Origin of the sequence: Streptomyces sp. NPDC092296 (assembly GCF_044755465.1) — a bacterium.
Classification (GTDB): Bacteria; Actinomycetota; Actinomycetes; order Streptomycetales; family Streptomycetaceae; genus Peterkaempfera.
In genome coordinates, this window is the sequence record NZ_JBIVRB010000004.1 from 325,525 (window position 1) to 345,516 (window position 19,992).

At 71.5% G+C, this 19,992-nt stretch carries 16 protein-coding genes and 3 pseudogenes; 11 read left to right on the plus strand and 8 right to left on the minus strand.

The window, feature by feature from the left end:
* Positions 1-565 precede the first annotated feature (565 nt).
* Positions 566-2,332 (minus strand): acetyl/propionyl/methylcrotonyl-CoA carboxylase subunit alpha, encoded by a 1,767-nt coding sequence (locus tag ACIQGZ_RS14505; protein ID WP_402601832.1) that lies wholly within the window; start codon positions 2,330-2,332, stop codon positions 566-568.
* Positions 2,333-2,656: 324 nt separating this feature from the next.
* Between ACIQGZ_RS14505 and ACIQGZ_RS14510 the strand changes: the two genes are divergently transcribed.
* Complete coding sequence (locus ACIQGZ_RS14510; protein WP_402601833.1) at positions 2,657-3,121, plus strand: hypothetical protein; 465 nt, start codon at positions 2,657-2,659, stop codon at positions 3,119-3,121.
* Positions 3,122-3,128: 7 nt separating this feature from the next.
* Here the strand turns inward: ACIQGZ_RS14510 and ACIQGZ_RS14515 are convergent, their stop codons facing one another.
* The 4 genes from ACIQGZ_RS14515 to ACIQGZ_RS14530 all read right to left on the minus strand — a co-directional run bounded on the left by ACIQGZ_RS14515 (position 3,129) and on the right by ACIQGZ_RS14530 (position 5,887).
* Positions 3,129-3,746, minus strand: a complete 618-nt coding sequence (locus ACIQGZ_RS14515) for a Maf family protein (protein WP_402601834.1) — start codon at positions 3,744-3,746, stop codon at positions 3,129-3,131.
* Between the two features lie 62 nt (positions 3,747-3,808).
* Complete coding sequence (gene mmpB, locus ACIQGZ_RS14520; protein ID WP_402601835.1) at positions 3,809-3,934, minus strand: morphogenic membrane protein MmpB; 126 nt, start codon at positions 3,932-3,934, stop codon at positions 3,809-3,811.
* An 81-nt stretch (positions 3,935-4,015) separates the two neighbouring features.
* Positions 4,016-4,231, minus strand: a complete 216-nt coding sequence (locus ACIQGZ_RS14525; protein ID WP_402601836.1) for an acyl-CoA carboxylase epsilon subunit — start codon at positions 4,229-4,231, stop codon at positions 4,016-4,018.
* Positions 4,232-4,291: 60 nt separating this feature from the next.
* On the minus strand, positions 4,292-5,887 hold the full coding sequence (locus tag ACIQGZ_RS14530; protein WP_402601837.1) for an acyl-CoA carboxylase subunit beta: 1,596 nt from the start codon (positions 5,885-5,887) through the stop codon (positions 4,292-4,294).
* A 311-nt stretch (positions 5,888-6,198) separates the two neighbouring features.
* Between ACIQGZ_RS14530 and ACIQGZ_RS14535 the strand changes: the two genes are divergently transcribed.
* The 5 genes and pseudogenes from ACIQGZ_RS14535 to ACIQGZ_RS14555 form a co-directional block, all read left to right on the plus strand.
* Complete coding sequence (locus ACIQGZ_RS14535; RefSeq protein ID WP_402601995.1) at positions 6,199-7,077, plus strand: biotin--[acetyl-CoA-carboxylase] ligase; 879 nt, start codon at positions 6,199-6,201, stop codon at positions 7,075-7,077.
* Between the two features lie 174 nt (positions 7,078-7,251).
* On the plus strand, positions 7,252-8,454 hold the full coding sequence (locus ACIQGZ_RS14540) for an adenylate/guanylate cyclase domain-containing protein (RefSeq protein WP_402601838.1): 1,203 nt from the start codon (positions 7,252-7,254) through the stop codon (positions 8,452-8,454).
* A gap of 331 nt (positions 8,455-8,785) precedes the next feature.
* A pseudogene (locus ACIQGZ_RS14545) lies at positions 8,786-9,910 on the plus strand (diguanylate cyclase domain-containing protein); the annotation flags it as partial.
* Positions 9,911-10,717: 807 nt separating this feature from the next.
* Positions 10,718-11,071, plus strand: a pseudogene (locus tag ACIQGZ_RS14550) (transposase); the annotation flags it as partial.
* 193 nt (positions 11,072-11,264) lie between these two features.
* Positions 11,265-11,539, plus strand: a pseudogene (locus ACIQGZ_RS14555) (transposase family protein); the annotation flags it as partial.
* A gap of 19 nt (positions 11,540-11,558) precedes the next feature.
* On the opposite strand, the gene ACIQGZ_RS14560 reads toward ACIQGZ_RS14555, so the two are convergent.
* Both ACIQGZ_RS14560 and ACIQGZ_RS14565 read right to left on the minus strand, forming a co-directional pair.
* Entirely contained in the window at positions 11,559-12,179 is a 621-nt protein-coding gene (locus ACIQGZ_RS14560) for a hypothetical protein (protein WP_402601839.1), read from the minus strand.
* Between the two features lie 97 nt (positions 12,180-12,276).
* Positions 12,277-12,819 (minus strand): matrixin family metalloprotease, encoded by a 543-nt coding sequence (locus ACIQGZ_RS14565; RefSeq protein WP_402601841.1) that lies wholly within the window; start codon positions 12,817-12,819, stop codon positions 12,277-12,279.
* Positions 12,820-13,513: 694 nt separating this feature from the next.
* On the opposite strand from ACIQGZ_RS14565, the gene ACIQGZ_RS14570 reads away from it, so the two are divergent.
* The 5 genes from ACIQGZ_RS14570 to ACIQGZ_RS14590 all read left to right on the plus strand — a co-directional run bounded on the left by ACIQGZ_RS14570 (position 13,514) and on the right by ACIQGZ_RS14590 (position 18,992).
* Positions 13,514-13,894, plus strand: coding sequence for a hypothetical protein (locus ACIQGZ_RS14570; protein WP_402601843.1), 381 nt, complete (start codon positions 13,514-13,516; stop codon positions 13,892-13,894).
* Positions 13,895-14,329: 435 nt separating this feature from the next.
* Positions 14,330-15,169: an IS5 family transposase gene (locus ACIQGZ_RS14575; RefSeq protein ID WP_402601844.1), complete on the plus strand. Its 840-nt coding sequence runs from the start codon at positions 14,330-14,332 to the stop codon at positions 15,167-15,169.
* Positions 15,170-15,472: 303 nt separating this feature from the next.
* Complete coding sequence (locus tag ACIQGZ_RS14580) at positions 15,473-17,296, plus strand: ABC transporter ATP-binding protein (protein ID WP_402601845.1); 1,824 nt, start codon at positions 15,473-15,475, stop codon at positions 17,294-17,296.
* Between the two features lie 112 nt (positions 17,297-17,408).
* Positions 17,409-17,612, plus strand: coding sequence for a hypothetical protein (locus ACIQGZ_RS14585; RefSeq protein ID WP_402601847.1), 204 nt, complete (start codon positions 17,409-17,411; stop codon positions 17,610-17,612).
* The gene (locus tag ACIQGZ_RS14590) at positions 17,613-18,992 is read left to right on the plus strand and encodes a hypothetical protein (protein ID WP_402601849.1); all 1,380 of its coding nucleotides are present in this window, start codon (positions 17,613-17,615) and stop codon (positions 18,990-18,992) included.
* A 150-nt stretch (positions 18,993-19,142) separates the two neighbouring features.
* Here ACIQGZ_RS14590 and fdhD read toward each other — a convergent pair whose 3' ends face one another.
* On the minus strand, positions 19,143-19,976 hold the full coding sequence (gene fdhD, locus ACIQGZ_RS14595; RefSeq protein WP_402601851.1) for a formate dehydrogenase accessory sulfurtransferase FdhD: 834 nt from the start codon (positions 19,974-19,976) through the stop codon (positions 19,143-19,145).
* Positions 19,977-19,992: the final 16 nt, after the last annotated feature.

The window sequence follows — 19,992 nt, forward strand, 5'->3', positions numbered from 1 at the left end:
CGTGTGGCCGGCCTGCCGACGGCTGGCAACGGATACCGATGCTTCGTCAAGTGTTTCCCCCGCTTAGGTGTAGGCCGTGTAAGGCCCTGGCAAAGGCCCGGCACAGGTCACCCGTTCTACCAACCGCGAAAAGGTAAAGTCGATCACGGCATGGACACGATCAAACTGACCGGATTCTGCTGTGCTCTCGGTGGCGGTGCGCCGGAATGGACGGCCCGACCACCCTGCTGACTGCGGAATCCCCATGACGAGCCACTTTGGGTGGGGGAAGAGTCCCGGATAGGCCCTCGTCGTCCAGGGGCATGGGTCGCTCGCCCTATAGCGCAGTCATACCAGGCATGCCAGACACCCCGGGGATCGAATCCGGCCGCAGCGGCATCGGCCATGAGCGTCGATCAGGCTCCCTCGGCTTCCCGAAGGCCGGGCCGGGGGCGGTGGATGAGGGCGGGGCGGCGCCGTAGGGGATGGGCGGCGGCTGGCTTCTCCGCGATCCTGCGGGAGCCGGACAGCGCTTCGCCCCGCCGGATGACCGGCGGGGCGAAGCGGTGGCCGTGTTGTACCGGGGTCAGTCCTTGATCTCGCAGAGCACGGCGCCGCTGGTGACGCTGGCGCCGACCTCGGCGGCCAGCGTGGTGACGGTGCCGGCCTTGTGGGCGTTGATCGGCTGCTCCATCTTCATGGCCTCCAGGACGACGATCAGATCGCCCTGCTGGACCTCCTGGCCGTCCTCGACGGCGACCTTGACGATGGTGCCCTGCATCGGGGAGGCCAGCGAGTCGCCGGAGACGGCCGAGCCGGCCTTCTTGGCGCCCGCGCGGCGCTTGGCCTTGACCGCCGCGGCAGCCGGGGCGGCGGTGACGCCCAGCGAGGACGGCAGCGACACCTCGATCCGCTTGCCGCCGACCTCGACCACCACCGTCTCGCGGCCCTCGGGCTCGTCACCCTCGGCCGCGCCGCCCGTGAACGGGGCGATGGTGTTCTCGAACTCGGTCTCGATCCACCGGGTGTGGACGGTGAACGGGTTGCTGTGGCCGTGCACCTCGGGGGCGAACGCCGGATCGGTGACCACCGCGCGGTGGAACGGGACGGCGGTGGCCATGCCGTCGATCTGGAACTCGGCCAGCGCGCGGGAGGCCCGCTCCAGCGCCTGCTTGCGGGTGGCGCCGGTGACGACCAGCTTGGCCAGCAGCGAGTCCCAGGCCGGGCCGATGACCGAGCCGGCCTCGACGCCGGAGTCCAGCCGGACGCCGGGGCCGGTGGGCGGGGCCCAGACGGTGACGGTGCCGGGGGCGGGCAGGAAGCCGCGCCCGGGGTCCTCGCCGTTGATCCGGAACTCGAACGAGTGGCCGCGCAGCTCCGGGTCGCTGTAGCCCAGCTCCTCGCCGTCCGCGATCCGGAACATCTCGCGGACCAGGTCGATCCCGGCGACCTCCTCGGAGACCGGGTGCTCCACCTGGAGGCGGGTGTTGACCTCCAGGAAGGAGATCAGGCCGTCCTGGGCGACCAGGAACTCGCAGGTGCCGGCGCCGACGTAGCCGGCCTCGCGCAGGATGGCCTTGGACGCCCGGTACAGCTCGGCGTTCTGCTCATGGGAGAGGAACGGCGCCGGGGCCTCCTCCACCAGCTTCTGGTGGCGCCGCTGGAGCGAGCAGTCGCGGGTGGAGACGACCACGACATTGCCGTGCTGGTCGGCCAGGCACTGGGTCTCGACGTGGCGGGGCCGGTCGAGGTAGCGCTCCACGAAGCACTCGCCGCGCCCGAAGGCGGCGACGGCCTCGCGGACGGCCGAGTCGTACAGCTCCGGGATCTCCTCCAGGGTGCGGGCGACCTTCAGGCCGCGGCCGCCGCCGCCGAAGGCGGCCTTGATGGCGATGGGCAGGCCGTGCTCGCGGGCGAAGGCGACGACCTCCTCGGCGCCGGAGACCGGGTCGGGGGTGCCCGCGACCAGCGGCGCACCGGCCCGCTGGGCGATGTGCCGGGCGGCGACCTTGTCGCCCAGGTCGCGGATGGCCTGCGGCGGCGGGCCGATCCAGATCAGGCCCGCGTCGATCACGGCCTGCGCGAACTCGGCGTTCTCCGACAGGAAGCCGTAGCCGGGGTGGACGGCGTCGGCGCCGGAGTCGGCGGCGGCCTTGAGGACCTTGGCGATGTCGAGGTAGCTGGTGGCGGGGGTCTCCCCGCCGAGTGCATAGGCCTCGTCGGCCGCGCGGACGTGCAGTGCGTCCCGGTCCGGCTCGGCGTATACGGCGACACTGGAGATTCCGGCGTCGGAGCAGGCCCGGACGACGCGGACTGCGATTTCTCCGCGGTTGGCGATGAGCACCTTGCGCACGATGGCTCCCTTCTTGAACCTAGGTGAGTTTATGGAGCGAGGGTCCGTACTATCGAGTCACCCCCGGTGGTGACCTTGCCCACACGGAGAGTCATTCAGGCCGTCGGCGGAGCCGTACTTCCCCTGGCGTCGCTCTGCCACACGGTACGCCGCCACCCCTCGGGGGTGTCCGGAACCAGGCCCGGGGGCGCGCGGTGCTGTCCACCGTGCGGGGTGATGCGCCGGGAGCCTTGAGGAGTGAGACGGCCCGTCAGTAGCCTCGTTGCGGACGGTTCGGAGGCGCGGCGGCCCACGGCGCGCCCCGGCGCCGGAGGGGGTGCGGGCATGCGCAGAGCGGTGCTTCTCACGGCGGCGGGGCTGCTGCTGGCCGAGGCCCTGGTGTTCGCCGCGGTCGGCCTGGTGGCCGTCCTGGCCGTGCGGCGGCAGCGGATGTCCGTCGGCGGGCTGTCCAGCGACGCCATGGCCGACGGGGCCTGGGCCGGGCTGGGGCTGCTCGTCCTGGTGCTGCTGGTCTGCGCGGTGGTGGCCGGCCGGGCGGCCCTGCTGCGCGGCCCCGGGCCCGGCGGCGGGCGGCGCGGGGCGGGCCGGGTGGCGTGGGCGCTGCTGGTGGGCGGCGCGGTGCTGCACGGGCTGCTGGGCGCGGTGCTGCTCGGTCTGGCCGGGGTGCCGGTCTTCGCGGGCCTGATGGTGGTGCTCGCCGTCCTGGTGCTGGCGCTGCTGGTGCTCCGGGAGCCGGAGCCCGCCGGGCCGCCGGAGCCCACCGCCCCGGCGGCGGCGCAGCCGGCCTGAGGCCCGCTCAGACCCACAGGTCGGTGATCCGCACCCCGACGTCGGCCAGCAGTCGGCGCAGCAGCGGCAGCGACAGCCCGATGACATTGCCGTGGTCGCCGTCGATGCCCGCCAGGAACGGCGCGGAGCGCCCGTCCAGGGTGAACGCCCCGGCGACGTGCAGCGGCTCGCCGGAGGCGATGTACGCGGCGATCTCGGCGTCGTCCGGGGTGCCGAAGCGGACCGTGGTGGCGGCGGTGGCGGCGGAGCGGGCACCGCTGTCGGTGTCGATCACGCAGTGGCCGGTGCGCAGCACGCCCTCACGGCCGCGCATGGCCTGCCAGCGCTCGGCGGCCTCGGCGGCGTCGGCGGGCTTGCCGAGCGCCACGCCGTCCAGGTCGAGCACCGAATCGCAGCCGATGACCAGCGGACCGGGCCACTCGCCCGGCTCCGCCGCCAGCCGCTCGGCGACGGCTGCGGCCTTGGCCTCGGCGAGCAGCAGCGCCAGCTCACCGGGGGTGGCGGCGCTCAGCGCGTCCTCGTCGACCCCGCTGACGATCACCTGCGGGTCGAGCCCGGCCTGGCGGAGCAGCCCCAGCCGGGCGGGGGAGGCGGAGGCGAGGACGAGGGTGCGGCGGTCGGTCATGCGGACCAGGGTAGAAGACGCCGGAGCGGGCCGGATCGGCAAGTGGCCGGTTCGGCAGGGGATCAGATCATCAGCAGCACCATGGCCAGCACCGCGAAGGCCGCGATGCAGGGGCCCGCGCGGCGCAGCATCTTCAGCGCGCGCCGGCCCTCGGGTGACGGCTCGTCGCGGGGGTCGGACCAGAGCACACCACCGATGGTGCGCCCGCCGTGCCCGGGGCGCCTGAGTACGCGTACTCATCTCGGACACCCCGGGCCGGGTGGATCGGCTCAGCGGGCCCAGGCCGAGGTGCGCCAGGCGTACGGGCCGGGGCGGGGCATCCGCCGCATCGCGGCGGCCCGGTCGGACCAGGCGGAGACCGGGCCGCCGCCCGCCCCGTCGCGCGCGGCGGCGGCGGAGGCGGCGGCCCGAGCCGAGACCACCGCCATGACGGCGGCCAGCTCCTCGGGGGTGGGCTGTCCGTGCAGCACCTTGATCGGGGGCATCGGGGCGCTCCTGGGTGGGGGAGGGGGCCGGGCCCGCCCGGCGGGCGGGCCCGGGACGGCTCAGAGCGGGATGTTGCCGTGCTTCTTGGGCGGCAGCGTCTCGCGCTTGTTGCGCAGCACCCGCAGCGCCCGGACGATGTGCTGCCGGGTCTCCGAGGGCACCACCACCGCGTCGATGTAGCCGCGCTCGGCGGCGACGTACGGGTTGAGCAGGGTGTCCTCGTAGTCCGCGATCAGCTCGGCCCGCCGGGCCTCCTGGTCGTCCGCTTCGGCGATCTCCCGGCGGTGCAGGATGTTGACCGCGCCCTGGGCGCCCATCACCGCGATCTGCGCGGTCGGCCAGGCCAGGTTGAGGTCGGCGCCCAGGTGCTTGGACCCCATCACGTCGTACGCGCCGCCGAACGCCTTGCGGGTGATGATGGTGACCAGCGGCACGGTGGCCTCGGCGTAGGCGTAGATCAGCTTGGCGCCGCGCCGGATGATGCCGTCCCACTCCTGGTCGGTGCCGGGCAGGAAGCCGGGCACGTCCACGAAGGTCAGCACCGGGATGTTGAAGCTGTCGCAGGTGCGGACGAAGCGCGCGGCCTTCTCGCTGGCGTCGATGTCCAGACAGCCGGCGAACTGCATCGGCTGGTTGGCGACCACGCCCACCGCGCGGCCCTCGACCCGGCCGAAGCCGGTGATGATGTTGGGCGCGAAGAGCGCCTGGGTCTCCAGGAACTCCCCGTCGTCCAGGATGTGTCCCACCACCCGGTGCATGTCGTACGGCTGGTTGGCGGAGTCCGGCACCAGCGCGTCCAGCTCCAGGTCCGCCGCCGAGACCGCCAGGTCGGCCTCCTCCGGGAGGGCCGGCGGCTCCTCCAGGTTGTTGGAGGGCAGGTACGACAGCAGCGTCTTGACGTACTCCATCGCCTCCTTCTCGTCCGCCGCCATGTGGTGCGCCACGCCCGACTTGGTGTTGTGGGTGCGGGCGCCGCCCAGCTCCTCGAAGCCGACGTCCTCGCCGGTGACCGTCTTGATGACGTCCGGGCCGGTGATGAACATGTGCGAGGTCTGGTCGGCCATCACCACGAAGTCGGTCATGGCGGGCGAGTAGACCGCGCCGCCCGCGCAGGGGCCCATGATCAGCGAGATCTGCGGCACGACACCCGAGGCGTGCACATTGCGGCGGAAGATCTCCCCGTACAGGCCGAGCGAGACCACGCCCTCCTGGATGCGGGCGCCGCCGGAGTCATTGATGCCGATCACCGGGCAGCCGGTCTTCAGCGCGAAGTCCATCACCTTGACGATCTTCTCGCCGAAGACCTCGCCCAGCGAGCCGCCGAAGACCGTGAAGTCCTGCGCGAAGACCGCGACCGGCCGCCCGTCCACCGTGCCGTAGCCGGTCACCACGCCGTCGCCGTACGGCCGGTTCTTCTGCTGCCCGAAGGTGGTCGAGCGGTGCCGCGCGAACTCGTCGAACTCCATGAAGGAGCCCTCGTCCAGCAGCTCCGCCACCCGCTCCCGGGCCGTCGTCTTGCCCTTGGCGCGCTGCTTCTCCACCGCCCGTGCGGAACCGGAGTGCACCGCCTCGTCGATCCGCCGCCGCAGATCCGCGATCTTCCCGGCGGTGGTGTGACGGTCTGCGTCGTCCTGGGCGATCTCCGCTCCGGCCATTCCGCGCGACTCCCTAGTTCGTTCCGACCCGAATGCGTGAACCGATCAAGGTGCTGATCGACTGCTCAAGATGCTGATGAGGGGATGCTCTGTCGAAGGACCGGGCCAGGCCCGGCCGCCGCCGTTGCGATCCGGACGGCCCGGAGGATTACCACTGCGTAGCGTAGCCAGCACGGGAGCGTTGTCATTATGGCGAGGACCACAGTCCCCACCGCCTGTCTGATGCCCCCGTACGTCCTGATGAAGCCACCCGGCGGCCGCCCGCATAGGCTGGCGTTGTGACCGAGGAACCGGGCGGCCGACGCCGCCGTATCAGCGGGCTCAGAGGCTTCACGGGCGAGGGCCCGTCGCCCTGGACCGACCTGGACCGGCCGCCGCTGGACGCCGCCCGGCTGCGCCGGGCCCTGGTGGTGCCCGGCGGCCTGTGGACCTCGCTGGACGTCGTCACCGAGACCGGCTCCACCAACAGCGACCTGGCCGCCCGCGGCCGGGCCGGCGACCCCGAGGGCGCGGTGCTGGTCGCCGAGGAGCAGCGCAGCGGGCGCGGTCGGCTGGAGCGGCGCTGGAGCGCCCCCGCCCGCTCCGGCCTCTTCCTCTCCGTGCTGCTGCGCCCCGGCCCCGAGGTGCCGCCCGCCCGCTACGGCTGGCTGCCGCTGCTGGTCGGCGTGGCCGCGGCTACCACCCTCAGCCGGATCGCGGAGGTGGAGACCGGTCTCAAATGGCCCAATGACCTGCTGCTCACCGCAGGCGGCACCGAGCGCAAGCTCGGCGGCATCCTCACCGAGCTGGCCGGTGACGCGGTGGTCACCGGCATGGGGATCAATGTCTCGCTCCGCGAGGAGGAGCTGCCGGTGCCCACCGCCGGTTCACTGGCGCTGGGCGGCGCGGCCGTCACCGACCGCGACACCCTGCTGCGGGCGCTGCTGCGCGACTTCGCGGAGCTGTACGGGGAGTGGCGGCAGGTCGGCGGCGACCCGGAGGCCAGCGGGCTGCTCCCCGCGTACACGGCCCGCTGCACCACGGTGGGCCGGCCGGTGCGGGTCCAGCTGCCGGGCGACCGGGAGCTGCTGGGCGAGGCGGTGGCGGTGGACCGGGACGGCCGACTGGTGGTCCGCACCGCCGACGGGGCGGAGCGGGCGGTGGACGCGGGGGACGTCGTCCACGTACGACCGCAACCGCGTGAGCGGTGAGCGGCGTCCCATGCCCGGAGCCAGCCGTCCGCATCACGGCAGGTCGCACCGGAGTGCGGCATTCCGTGCGACCATTCCCCAGGGCACAGCTGTGAGGCGGACCACTGCGGCAGGCCGCTGCCCGGGGCTCGTCCCGACGGCGGAGGAGTGCGGCGACCGCACAGGGATGGAACGGTGACAGACGACGACGGCACCACGCGGGGGCCCCAGCGGGCCGAGGGCGGCTCCCCGGAGGAGCGGTTGCCCGAGGCCGACCCGCAGCCCAGGCACGGGTCCGACCCGGGGGAACCGCCGCTGGACGAGGACGACGAGGGCACGGTCGCGCTCAAGCTGGAGCAGCTGATCCTCGACGCCCCGCGCCGGTACACCCCGTACCAGGCGGCGCGCTCGGCCGGGGTCCCGATGGAGCTGGCCAGCCGCTTCTGGCGGGCGATGGGCTTCCCGGACATCGGCCAGTCGCGCGCGCTCACCGACGCGGACGTCATCGCGCTGCGCCGGCTGGCCGGCATGGTCGAGGCGGGGCTGCTCAGCGAGCCGATGGCGATCCAGGTGGCCCGCTCCACCGGGCAGACCACCGCCCGGCTCGCCGAGTGGCAGATGGACACCTTCCTGGAGAACCTCACCCAGGCGATGGAGCCGGGCATGTCCCGCGCCGACGTGGCCTATCCGCTGGTGCAGCTGCTGCTGCCGGAGCTGGAGGAGTTCCTGGTGTACGTGTGGCGGCGGCAGCTGGCCGCCGTCACCGGCCGGGTCGTCCAGGCCGCCGAGGACGAGGAGGTCACCAGCGGCCGCCTCGCCGTCGGCTTCGCGGACCTGGTGGGCTTCACCCGGCTGTCCCGGCGGCTGGAGGAGGAGGAGCTGGGCGAGCTGGTGGAGTCCTTCGAGACCACCTGCGCCGACCTGGTCGCCGGGCACGGCGGCCGGCTGATCAAGACGCTCGGCGACGAGATCCTGTACGTCTCGGACGGCGCCGCCACCGCCGCCGAGATCGGGTTGGCGCTGGTGGAGACGCTCACCAAGGACGACAGCATGCCCGCGCTGCGGGTCGGCATGGCGTTCGGCACCGTCACCTCGCGGATGGGCGACGTCTTCGGCACCACGGTGAACCTGGCCAGCCGGCTCACCTCCATCGCGCCCAAGGACGCGGTGCTGATCGACGGCGAGTTCGCCGCCGCGCTGGAGCGGGACGGGGTGGTGCCGCCGCCCGGCGAGACCGCCCCCGGGGGCGCGCCGCCCGGTGAGGCTGCGGCTCCGGCGGCGGACCGGCAGCAGCGCGACGGGGCGGGCGGGTACCGCTTCCACCTCCAGCCGATGTGGCGCCGCCCGGTGCGCGGCCTGGGGCTGGTCGAGCCCTGGCTGCTCACCCGGCGCGGCTAGCACGGCCGGCCGCGCCCCCGGGGTGGCGGCCGGGGCGGGGCGCGCGGCGGCCGTACGGTCGTACGCCGCGCCGCCGGTCGGGCATATCGCGGCATAGCGCCCCTACTCTTGATCTCACTGTTCTCGGTCCGGGTGGGTCCTGACCCCACCGGGCCCTGGTTCCACGGTCGGATGACCTCACTGTCACGGTCAGATGACCTCACTGTCGGGATGACCTCACTGTCGGGAGGAGCGGGAGAGCGTGGGCGGCGACGGGCAGCGGGCGGACGACGCCCCGGCGGTGACGGACCCCGACGCGCGGCTGCGGGCGGTGGTCGACCTCGCCCAGGCCATGTCGGTGGCGCAGACGCCGCTGGAGGCGGTCCAGGCGGCGGCGGGCCGGGCCCGTGCCGCGCTCGGCGCCGCGATGGCGGCCGTCTCCGTCTGGGACCGGGAGTCCGGCCGGCTGCGGGTGCTGGTCAACCACGGCGACCTGGCCCCCGGCGAGCAGCAGCTGCCCGACGACGAGTCCTACCCGATCGCGGACTTCCCCGAGATCGTCAGCTTCCTGGACGCCCAGCGGCGGCTGCCCCGGGCCTGGGTGCAGACCGCCGACGACGACGCCGCCGAGACCGCAGCGGGCACCCCGGCCCGGAGCGTCACCTTCTGCCAGGAGCGGTCCGCGGGGCTGCGCCGCCGGGGCCGCTCCTGCTGCCTGGTCGCGCCGATCGTGCTGCACGGCCGGGCCTGGGGCGAGCTGTATCTGGCCCGTACCGCCGACAGCCCGGTTTTCACCGAGGGCGACACCGACTTCGCCACCGTGGTGGCGGCCCAGATCTCGGCCGGGCTCGCCCAGACCGAGCGGCTGGAGGACCTGCGGCGGCTGGCCTTCACCGACCCGCTCACCGGCCTGGCCAACCGCCGCGCGGTGGACGGGCGGCTGGACACCGCGCTGGAGGAGCACCGTCGCAGCGGCGCGGTGGTCAGCCTGGTGGTCTGCGACGTCAACGGGCTGAAGCGGATCAACGACCTGCACGGCCATGAGGTGGGCGACCGTCTGCTGGAACGTTTCGCCGGACTGCTGTCGCTCTGCGGCGCCCGGCTGCCCGGCAGCATGGCCGCCCGGCTCGGCGGTGACGAGTTCTGCCTGCTGACCGAGGGGCAGAGCGCCGACGAGGTGGTCCAGGTCGCGGAGGAGCTCTGCGTACGGGCCCTGGAGCTGGGCGAGGGCGAGGGCGTCGCCTGCGGCATCGCCTCCACCGGCGACCCGATCGGCCCGGTCACCACCGCCGACCGGCTGTTCCGGCTCGCGGACGCCGCCCAGTACCGGGCCAAGGCCGCCCGCGCGGCCAAGCCGGTGGTGGCCGGGCGCGGCCGGGCACCGGACGCCGTCGTCCAACTCGCGGACGCCGCCGAGCCCGCCGGCCGGGGGCGCGGCGGCCGGGGCCGCCGGGGCGACCGCCGCCGCTTCCGGGGCGCCCTGCACAGCGCCGACCCGGGGCAGCTCCTCTCCGCCGTCCTCGCCACCCTGGACGCCGGCCACACCGCCGAAGGCCGCCCCCGGCGGGTCGCCCACCCGGCCGACACCACCGGCAGGCTGGTCGCCGTCGCCGAGACCACCTCGCGGATGCTGGACGCCGTCGCCTGGTGGGTCTCGTACGTGCCGCCCGGCTCCCGGGGGATGCGGACGGTCCGCTACTCCGTGCAGCGGATGACCAGGGGGCCGGCCACCGCCGGGGCGCAGGCGCAGCGGGCGCTCAACGAGGCGCCCGACGCCGTCTTCGACCTGCGGTCCTATCCGCTGACCGAGCGGGCGGTGCGGGGGGACGCGTTCGCGCTGCGCACCGGCAATCCGGGCAACGAGCCGGCCGAGGAGGCGATGCTGGTGGTCGGCGGCTACCGGGGCATGGTGGCGGCGGGGGCGACCAACCCGGCGGGCGGCTGGCTGATCGAGATCTTCGCCGACGAGTCCACCCTCCCCCTCACCGGCGTCGCCCCGGTCCTCCGCGCCCTGGCCGCCGTGGCCGTCTCCGGCCCGGCCTCACCCCCGGACTGAGGAGCCGGCCCCCGCCGGCCCGTGATTGTTCGCCGCGTGCGTCAGGCTGCTCATCAGCAGGACGGCCGTTTCGCGCCCGTACTCCAGCCATAGACCGTGATCTCGCCGGTTGAGGCGGTGAGGACGGGGCAGCACCGCCTGGACTGATCCCGGATTAACTGATCGTTTCAGAATGAGTTCGGTTCAGGAGCTGGGCAGTTGAGGGTTGCGGACGGCAGAGAGCTGCACATGTCGGACGATCTGGTGTCTGATGATCTGTGGGAGCGGGTGGCTCTGCTGCTGCTGCTGCCGCCACGCCCGCCGCGACGGCACCGCTATCCCGGGCGGCTGCCGGCGGACAACCGGGCCGCGCTGCGCGGGATCGTGTACGTGCTGTGCAAGAGCGTGAGCTGGCGGGACGTGCCCGCGGAGCGGACCGGGTGCAGCGGGATCACGGCCCGGCGGCGGCTGCGGGACTGGACCGAGGCGGGTGTGTGGCCGCGCCTGCACGAGGTGCTGCTCACCGAACTGCGGGCGGCCGGACTGCTGGAGATGGACGACGCGGCGGTCGACGGCTCGCACGTCAGGGCGCTCAAAGGGGGGCACACACCAACCACCGACGACTCCACGGCTCGCTCGGCCATACCTCCCCGGCCGAGTACGAAACCGCCTACCATCGGAGATATTCCCCTCGATCGAGTGAGGGCGTGAGGTGGGCGGAGGACCGCAACGTGCGAGGCTCCCGTGCTGTTGAGGGAAGTGTTCGAAGTCTCACCCCACCGGCACAGGAGCCCCGTTGGTTCCCCATCCTGCCGCACTCGACCTGCCCCACGCCTTGGTCGAGTGGGTCACGATGCTCATCGTCACTCATGAGGGTGACCGGCGGTGCGGGCTCCCTCCGCACCAGCGTGCGCTCGTCGCCCTCGTCTACCTGCACCGTCACGACACCTGGCCCGTATCGCGGACGGGTTCGGGATCTCCGTCGGCACCGCCCACGCCTGCGTCGCGGCCGTTGCGAACCTGCTCGCCGACCGTGCTCCCGGCCTGCTCAAGGCCCTGCGGGAGAGCGACACCATCCGCCGCCCCGCTTCTACATGAGGGACTCCACGTCGACCTCGCTCTCCCAAGCGGGATTCGGGGCATCGCCGGGCCAGGTGAACTTCGTGGAGCTCGACTTGGACAACGTGCCCGCGGCGTCTTGCCTCACGAGCCGGGCCAGACTGACGTAGGCGCCCTCCTCCCGCACGGAGGTGTCGTCGGCCACCACGACAAGGACTCGATCACCCACTCGCGCGTGCTCGATTCCGTCGAAGCGGTAGTCGACCGTCTCGGCCAACTCTTTATCGGTCAACTTGCGCCCCAGCTTGTCCTCGAAGTCCGAGCGCACCTGTGCGACGGAGACGATGCCTCCCTGCTCCCGAACCTCGATGGCGGTAGGGGCACTGGCGTCCCGCTGGCGCTCCACAGAGATCGTCAAGATCGTCTCGACGGTGTTGGCTGGCTCGGTGACGAGCGGTCGGGTGGCGGTGACCGTACCGCTGATCACATTGACGACCCCGGCCTGGTGGGCGAATGCGGCCAGGCTGGGAGCAGCGTAGCTGCGGTTGAGGGCACCTTCGAGGCGAACCGTGTGGTCCGGGATGTCGTGCGAGCCGGCCGTCCCCCCATGGCTCGGTGCTGACTGTGATCCACGCGCGGAGTCCTTTGCCACGGGGCCCCCGGTGCTGCCGGAGCACGCTGACAAGGCCAGTGGCAGCACGAGCCCGGCCGCCAGGACACCGAAAGCGACACGGCGTGAAGCCGACCTGTCAGTAGAGAGAGTTAATGCCATTTCTGTCATCCCCTATCGGAGCGTCGACGCTCGTGCTGGATATGTAGGTGTACATCAGGGAACTCGAATTGCTGGGGTGGTGCGCCAAGCCCATCGCATGGCCCATCTCATGCGCGATGATTCCATCACGGTGCGTGTCGGGCCCGCACTTTGATGCGACGGCCAAATCAGGATCGACAGTGACTTTGGCCCACACCCAATCAGTGCTGGAAGGGCTCACTTCCGAGGTGTTGACGTACATTGCAGTGACGGCGCAGTACGAGTTACTACTGGTCGATCGTCTGTAGAAGTCCAGTCGACTCTCGCTCTTGGTGTAGGTCCTTTCATACCAGACTTTTGTGTCCGTAGTGTTGTTCCAGTGATCCACGCCCGCCGGAATCGCAGTGGGGTGGGAGTTGACGGCGGTGGAGTCCAGCCAGTAGAGCTGGCCATTGATACCATATTTCAGATGGTGGCTATTGAACGTGTAGAAGGCATGCGCCGGTGCCCCCGTTGCCATCACCAACCCGAAGGCGATCAATGCAGAGGGCAGTGCTGACCGAACAGTGGTGGATCGCCCCCTCCTCTTAGGCGTTGCATTCTGCGCACTTCCGGTAGCGCCCTCTGACGCATTTAACATAATCTCGACTCCCTATCGATCTTGCTCAATTTTTACACCTCCGGCCGACGGGGATCGCCACCAACTGGCATTGATCCCCACCGCTGCGCAACAGCTGCTCGGCGTGAAGCCGATACCCCCTCGCCCATCGTGTGCCGAAGTGCAGTTGCCTGCTGCTTATGAGCCTAGTAGGCGTCGCGATCACGGAAGGTACGCTTGGCATCAGTGTGAGTCACGTCATAAGTCATATCCTGCCATCTTGAAAAGGGCCGATGATGCCAGGCTCTGTGATCACATGGGGTGATCTTTGTGGTTACATGAACCGGGGAGCGTGAGCGGTTGAGGCGTATCTCGCATGCTCCGGCGAAGGGCAGCGGCCTCCCGGCGGTGGCGAGTAAGACAGTTGGGGCAGGTGATCGGGATGCCGCAAGCATCGAGTGCGCCGAGGCGAGGGACGGCGTGGATGACAGAGCCGTAGTCGGGCTGGTGACCGATTGCAGGGTCGGATAGGGCATATCCGCGTGAACCAGCTGCGGGTGGGCCATTTCACCGAGATGTCCACGGCCATCGCCGACGCCGACGGGGTGCCCTGGAGGGCAACGCTCGGTGGCGCGCCTTGCATGCGGAACTTGCCGCAATCCCGATCAACGGCCCGGACAACCGCACTCGCCGCAAGGTCTTGAGCGCCGCGCTGGCCGAGCTGCCGCCGTTCCGGCGTATGACCGGCGCGGCCACCCGGGGTCGCGTCCGTGCCAGGCTCGGCACGGCACTCAACGCCGCCATCCCCCGGGGCCTGATCACCTTCAAGCCGGCGGCCCGCGTCGAGCTCGACCCGGCGACCAGGCCGAAAGCCCTGGACTGGACGCCCAAGCGCGTTGCCCAGTGGCGCGAGGCCAGCGTAACGGCCGCCCCTGCGCTGGTTTGGACGCCACGACAAACCGGCGCGCGCCCCCCGACTTCGTGGCCGACGACCGCCTGGACGCGTTGCGGCATCTGATCGCCTTCTGGGGCAGTACACCCCAGCGCAGCGACAACGATGATTTGCGCAGTTCTCTCAGCCATGGCCTTTCGACGCACAGGCCAAGTCGGCGGTTCCGCACCTCGCGACTGCGGACCCTGCGGAGGGCGTCGTGCAGCAACGTACATCGCCTCAGCCAGGCGCTGCTGGACATCTGACCACGCGCGGCCGACGCCCAGGCTAACTGGGCGTTTTGGCCATGGTTGCTGCAGTTGCCCGGTTTCTGGGCCGCTTGGCTGGCTCTTCTGCGGGTACGCCAGAGGCTGATGCGCCGGAAGTGCTGCCTGCGTGCGAATGTCCGCCGGAACTGCGCGCATCGTCCTGTCTCATCCCAAGAAACCGGGTCAGAACACGATTGCCCCGTGGATCGCGCGAACTCTGGCCGGAGGCGGGATTCCGCAGTGTGCGGTCGCCATGACGGGTCGTCGACCGTATCCGAGCGACCTGTCCGACGCCCGCCGGGCCCTGGTCGAACCCACCCTGGCCTCCCGGCGCCGAGCCCGCACCGAACGGGCCCTCGCGTTCGGCCGACCGCCCGAGCACGAGCTGCGGGACCTGCTGGACGCGATCCTGTACGTCGACCGCACCGGCATCCCCTGGCGCTGCCTCCCGCACGACCACCCGCCCTGGGAAACCGTCTACGCCCACTTCGCCCGCTGGCAGAAGGAGGGAGTGGTCGAGCAGCTCAACGGCCTCCTACGTCGTCTTGTCCGCACCCGTGACGGGCGTGCTCCCGAGCCGACGGCCCGTATCGTCGACTCGCAGAGCGTGAAGACCTCCACGAACGTTCCCGCCGCCTCGCAGGGTGTCGATGTCGGGAAGAAGATCGCGGGCAGGAAGCGGAACATCGTCACCGACACGATCGGCCTGCCGCTGGTGGTGCTGGTGACCGCCGCGAGCGTGCGGGACGGCACCGCCGGCCGACAGCTGTCGACCGCGGTCGCGGCCGACCACCCGACCGTCGGCAATGCCCGGGTCGACATGGGATACAAGAACGCCGTCGTCGAGCACGGCGCCACGCGCGGCATCGATGTCGAGACCGTCCGCCGCGACCCCGCCACCAGGGGGTTCGTTGTCCAGCCCCGACGCTGGGTCGTCGAGCGGACCTTCGGCTGGCTCATGAACCACCGCCGCCTCGCCCGCGACCACGAAGCCCTCCCAGCCCGCTCGGAAGCCATGATCCACGTCGCGATGATCAGCATGATGACCCGCCGACTCACCGGCGAAACCATCCCGACCTGGCGCGGAACCTGACCGTCAGGACCGGGGACGAAACGGCCAGTAAGGCCGCGATGGCTGGGGCTCGGCCATCGCCGCACGATCCCTCCCGACGGGATGTACCTGAAATAAGATAACTCGCGGGGAGGGCAGTGAAATTGCGACGGTATCCTGTGACGCGTCATGAGGCTCCAGTGAGCCCTGAGGTGCGGTGAATCGAGGCCAGGAATTTCACAAAAAGCAGCTCATCCGATCGATTGAGTAGCGGTCGTGCGGGGGTGAATATCCGTCAAGAATGGTGCCCGGCGCATTGATGGCGGAACTGGGGAAGGGTCGGCGATGGCTGAACGACGGGTGAATGCCATGTTGTCCTCGGCGGGTTTCGCCGTCCGTCTTGCCTGGCTGGCTGACCGGCGGGCGCTGGTCCATGTGGTCATGGTGCAGGTTCTCCTGGCCGGTGCGGTGGCTGGGGGACTGGTTGTGGTGCAGACGGTGTTCGGATCGGTGCTGGCGCACGGTCCCGCGGCAGCCGGGCGGTCGCCCGTGCTGGTGCCGGCTGTCATCGTGCTGCTGGTGGCGGGTGCCGCGGCCGGTGCCCTGCGGTTGTCCGGGGCGGCGCGGATGGCGGTGCTGACGGTGAAGGTGGACCGCCTGGTGGCGGGAATGGTGCTGGAGGCGGCGGTCGCGGCCGAGTTGCCGCGGTTCGAGGAGCCGGACTTCCATGACCGGCTGCAGCGGGCGGTGTTCGCCTCACGCCGCCAGCCCGCCATGGCCGTCGTCCTCCTCGTCACCGCCTTCCAGGCGGCCCTGACCGTAGTAGCAGTGGGAGGGGCGTTCGTGGTCATGGCGTGGTGGCTGCTCCCGCTCGTGCTGCTCAGTGCTCTGCCCGCGATCAGGGCGGCGGGCCGCGAGCGCAGCGCCCACCATGACCTGCACCACGGGCTGTCGGAGAACCGGCGGCTGCGGGAGTATCTCGAACATCTGCTCACGGGCCGGAACGAGGCCAGGGAAATCCGGGCCCTGGATCTCGGGGGAGTGCTGACCGGGCGCTGGCAGGATCAGTACGCGCGCGAGATCCAGGACACCGAGGCCCTGTTGAAGGCTCACGCCCGGCGTCGGATGACGGCCCAGGCCACCGGGGGCGCGTTGACCTGTCTGGCGGTCGGCGGCTTGTGGTGGATGACCGCCAGTCATCTGCTGCCCCTGTCCGTGGCCGGAGCGGCGGTGGCGGGAGTGTGGCTGCTTTCGGTACGGCTCAACGCGTTCGCGGGCATGCTCACGGGTATCGGCGAGAACCTGCTCCGTCTGACCGACCTGAGGAGCTTCACCACCCCGGCCCACAGCGCCCCGGCAGCGGCGGCATCGCTGACGCCCCGGCAGAAAATCCCAGTCAAGCCGGAGTTGGGACCGTTGCGCGCCGAGCGCCTGAGCTACACCTACCCCGGTGCGGACACCCCGGCCGTGCGGGAGGTGAGTCTGGAGCTGCGGCCGGGGCAGGTCGTGGCTCTGGTGGGGGTGAACGGTTCGGGCAAGACGACGCTTGCCAATCTCCTGGCCGGGCTCTACCCGCCGGACAGCGGCCGCCTGCTGCACGACGGCGCCCCGGTCACGGACCTCACGGCCCATCGGGCGCGGACCGCGGTGGTCTTCCAGGACTTCACCCGCTACAAGCTCCCGGCCCTGGACAACATCGCCTTCGGCCGCCCCCACGCCACCACCGACCCTCAGCGCGTGCGGGAAGCGGCTCGGCAGGCCGGGGCACTGGACTTCCTCAACGGGCTCCCGGACAGCCTGCACACCCCGCTGGGCAAGGAGTTCACCGGGGGTGCGGACCTGTCCGGCGGGCAGTGGCAGCGCCTGGCTCTGGCTCGCGCCTTCTACCGCGACGCTCCCCTCGTCATCCTCGATGAACCCACCGCGGCCCTCGATGCCCACGCGGAGGACCAGCTCTTCACGCGTCTGCGTCAACTCTTCACCGGCCGCACGGTGGTGCTGATCTCCCATCGCCTGCGCAGCGTCCGTGACGCCGACCGCATCTACGTCCTGAAGGCCGGCCGCGTCGTCGAGGAGGGCAGCCACGAGGCGCTGCTGCGAGCGGGCGACCACTATGCGGCCCTCTTCCGCACCCAGGCCGACGCCTATCAGGACGTCAATACGCCGTGATCCCCGGGGCGTTGCCGTCACCAATGTGCGATCAGTGAGATGACTTTCCAGCACCAAGCGTCATTCGTATGGGTGATGGACGCATCGGCCGCCGGTCTCGCATCCTGTTCGTATGCTCACTTACCTGCAAGAGACGCGCCCCCTCACTCCTGACATGGAGCTGATCGCGGAGATCGAAGAGATCTTCACCGACGGCTTCATCGCCCCCACCGCCTGCCGGATCCAAGGAGAAGGTTGCACCGGATCTGTGGGCTGCTGCCCCGGTCTCGTGTGTGTGTCCACCAACGGCTTCAGCGGATTCTGTCAGCAGCCGTAAATGATGCTGCAACCGGGAGTGGTCGTGGCTGAGGTGGGCAGCGGTGGGGTTCTGCTGGACACCGGCAGGCCCGCCGCTGCTTACCTCAGCCCGACCGCCCTCGGCTGGCTGCGCGGCCGTCCGCCCGCCGCCGAGCACCGCGTCCAGCACGGCCACTGCTTCACCCAGTGGCGGGCGGCCGGCCTCGTCGCACCAGAGGCCGAACCCCCCGCACCCGCGATGCACGGCGACCTGGAGGCGCAGGCCGCCGACTGCGCCACGCTGGTGCCGCATCCGGTGCTCGTGGTGGCGATGGCCGCCACCTGTGGCTTCTGCACCCAACTGACCGCCGACCTCGCGGCGAACGCCGACAGTCTGATGCGCCTCGACAGCTCCGTGCTTCTGGTTGAGGCCGACAGCACACGTTCGCTCGGTCGGCCTCTGGCCGACCCCGTGCAGCAGCAGCTGACCCACCTCGGTCGACGCGCGGCGCACCAGGGCACACCGACCGCTGTGATGCTGGCCCCGGGGCAACCGGCCCGGGTACTCAGCGGCTTCGACGAGGTGAGCCATGCCCTGGTCACGCTCAGCGGCGCGGACCCGCAGGCCACGATCGTCGAGGCGCCCACCAGCTGTTCGGTGGACGTCGCCGCCCAACCTGTTGACGCGGTCCTCACCGCCCGGGTCAACGGCACCCGCCTGGGCATCGCGGTACGCGGCGACGAATCCCGCCAGATCACCGAAACCGTCACCGGCGGCCTCTCCGACGACGGCTACACGCCCGTCACCCTCACCGTCGAACGCCCCGACAGCTTCTACCTCCTCTTCCGCGGCGGCGAACTCCTCACGCGTGCCCGCACCCCCATCGCCCTCCGGCAAACCCTCGACGCGGTCCTCGCCGGCTACGCGAGCTACGCGTCTGCGGAGCGGGGCACGATCCCGTTGTTGTGCGGGGCCGCCGTGCATGACGGGGGACACGCGGTCCTCTTCCCCCGAACCTGGCTGTCCGACCTCGTCAAACGCGCCCGGCGGCTGGAACAGGCCGGCTGGCGGTTGCGGCCCGAGCCTTACACCACGCTGCGAACCGCCCCTGGCACCGGCGCTCTCCAACTGCCCGCCGCGCCGGGCTCCGGGCAAGGCGGCGCGGAAGTCACCGCGGTCCTGACCGAGCCGCCCCAGACCGGCGTCCCACCGACACGGGCCTGGCTCCTGGCATCCCTCGTCAACTGGATCGCCCGCCCCGCCACCACGGACGCCGTCCACAGGCTGGCGGCATCCCTGGAGCCCCTGCCCGTACACACCGGCACCTGGCAAGAAGCTCTCACCCACCTGACACACCCCCACACCGCCGAAGCCGACCCGGGCAGGGGACCTGTCCCCTCGGGCAGCCGGAAGGAATAGTCGGCGCATCTGCCGGTCCGCCCGCGCCCTGCTGCACGACGCGGCTGCTCAGTCGCGCAACGCGATGCTGTCGTCACGGCGCCGGACGTTGCCGAACGGCAGGCTGGTCGGGTAGTGCCTCGTGCCCTCCGGGGGGCGGGAGGGGCTGGGTCAGAACGCCGGGACGCCGGTGATGCGGTGGGCGCCGGCGTAGAGGTTGGCGGAGCGGCCGCGCAGGAAGCCGACGAGGGTGAGGCCGAGCTCGGTGGCGAGGTCGACGGCCAGGCCGGAGGGTGCGGAGACGGCGGCGAGGACGGGCAGGCCGGCCATCGCGGCCTTCTGGGTGAGCTCGAAGGAGGCCCGTCCGCTGACCATCAGCAGATGCCCGGCCAGCGGCAGCCGCCCCTCCCGCAGCGCCCAGCCGACCACCTTGTCCACCGCGTTGTGCCGCCCCACGTCCTCCCGTACGCACAGCAGCTCGCCGTCCCCGTCGAAGAGACCGGCCGCGTGCAGGCCGCCGGTGCTGTCGAACGCCTTCTGCGCCGCCCGCAGCCGGTCCGGCAGGGCGTAGAGCACGTCGGGTTCCACGCTCAGCGGGTCGGCGGCGACGTCCCAGCGCGAGCGGGTGCGGACCGCCTCCACCGTGTCCCGGCCGCAGATGCCGCAGGCGCTGGAGGTGATCAGGTTGCGGTGCAGGGAGACCGGCAGCTTGACGAGGCCCCGGATCGAGGCGTCGACCACGTTGTAGGTGTTGGCGCCGGTCTCGTCGGTGCCGGCGCAGTAGCGCAGCGCGGCCAGCTGCTCGCCGGAGTGCAGCAGCCCCTCGGCCACCAGGAAGCCCGCGACCAGGTCGAAGTCATGGCCCGGGGTGCGCATGGTGACGGTCAGCGGCTGGCCGCCGACCCGGATCTCCAGTGGTTCCTCGGCCGCCAGCGAGTCGGGCCGCACGCTGCTGAGGCTGTCGCGCAGTCGTACCACCCGCCGCCGCTCGATCACCCGTCCCATGTGCTGACCCTTCCCC